This is a genomic window from Hydrogenophaga electricum (genome assembly GCF_030160815.1).
Classification (GTDB): Bacteria; Pseudomonadota; Gammaproteobacteria; order Burkholderiales; family Burkholderiaceae_C; genus Hydrogenophaga; species Hydrogenophaga electricum.
On record NZ_BSPB01000131.1, the window covers coordinates 1 to 1,203 of the forward strand.

2 protein-coding genes are annotated in these 1,203 nt (G+C 71.0%); one reads left to right on the plus strand and one right to left on the minus strand.

Annotation, left to right across the window (positions count from 1 at the left end):
* Positions 1–377: ABC transporter permease (locus tag QQK43_RS23100; protein WP_370465347.1), on the minus strand; the 377-nt coding region annotated here is incomplete at its 3' end.
* A gap of 100 nt (positions 378–477) precedes the next feature.
* Between QQK43_RS23100 and QQK43_RS23105 the strand changes: the two genes are divergently transcribed.
* Positions 478–993, plus strand: a complete 516-nt coding sequence (locus QQK43_RS23105; RefSeq protein WP_234263055.1) for a MarR family winged helix-turn-helix transcriptional regulator — start codon at positions 478–480, stop codon at positions 991–993.
* The last annotated feature ends 210 nt before the right edge of the window (positions 994–1,203 follow it).

Here is a 1,203-nt window from a genome sequence, read left to right on the forward strand (position 1 = left end):
GGCTGCAGCGCGGGCGAGACGGCGGCGGTCGACAGCGCGTCCACCCCCACCACGCGCACCGCCTCGCGCCGGCCGTCGGGCAGGTGCAGGGCGGCGGTCTGCTCGATCACCGGGCTGGCCTGGGCGACGCCGGGGCGGGCGGCCATCCGCTCATGCAGTGCATCGTCCAGCCAGCCCTGGCGCGCGCGCAGGGTCAGGTCGGGCTGGCCGTTGACGGCGCTCACCGCGCCCGTGAACTCGGCCAGCGCCGATGCATTGATCAGGTGCACCGCCAGCGACAGCGCCACGCCCAGCGCGATGGCCGCCACCGCCACGCCCGTGCGCCAGGGGTGGTGGCGCCATTCGGGCAGGCAGAGGTGGCGGAGCAGGGCGGTCATGCCGGCAGCTTACGCGGTGTGGGCAAAGACCCTGCGGACAGCGGTACTATTTGCCCGGGCTTTAATTGCCTAGGCAGTAATTGCCTGTACATTTGCCGCCATGTCACCGTCAGACCCCGCTGCCCATCCCTCCTTGCCCCTTGATGGCGCCCCCCGCTTTTACGAAGCCGAGCGTTTTACCGCCGAAGAGAGCGTGGGCTTTCTCATGAAGCGCATCCTGCTGTCGATGGGCCAGCAGGCTGACCGGCGCTTGGCCTCGCACGACCTGACCACCGCGCAATGGGGCCCGCTGATGCGACTCAAGACCGCAGACAGCATGACGGTGGCCGAACTCGCACGCTGGCACAACACCGACGCGGGCGCCATGACGCGCCTGCTCGACCGCCTGGAGAAGAAGGGCCTGTGCCGCCGCGAGCGGTCGCTGCAGGATCGGCGCGTGGTGCACGTGCGGCTCACGCCCGAAGGCGAGGCGGCGCTCGAACACGTGCCGGCGGTGTTGTCCGACCTGCTCAACCAGCACCTGGCGGGCTTCTCGCACGAAGAGTGGCTGACGCTGCGCGACCTGCTGCAGCGCATGGCCAACAACGGCGACCGCCTGCGCAGCGACAACCCCTGATGCCCCTGGCCATTCCCCATCCGTTCCGTTGACGAGCCCACCCATGAAATCCCCCTTCCTGTCTTCCCGCACCGCGTTGCTGCTGACGCCCCTCGCGCTGGCGGCGCTGCTGGCCGGCTGTGCCAGCAGCGCGGGCATCGAACCCCAGGCCCAACGCCTGGACCCGGCGCGCCTGGGGCTGCCCACCGCCGCCGCCCCGACGGCGCCCGC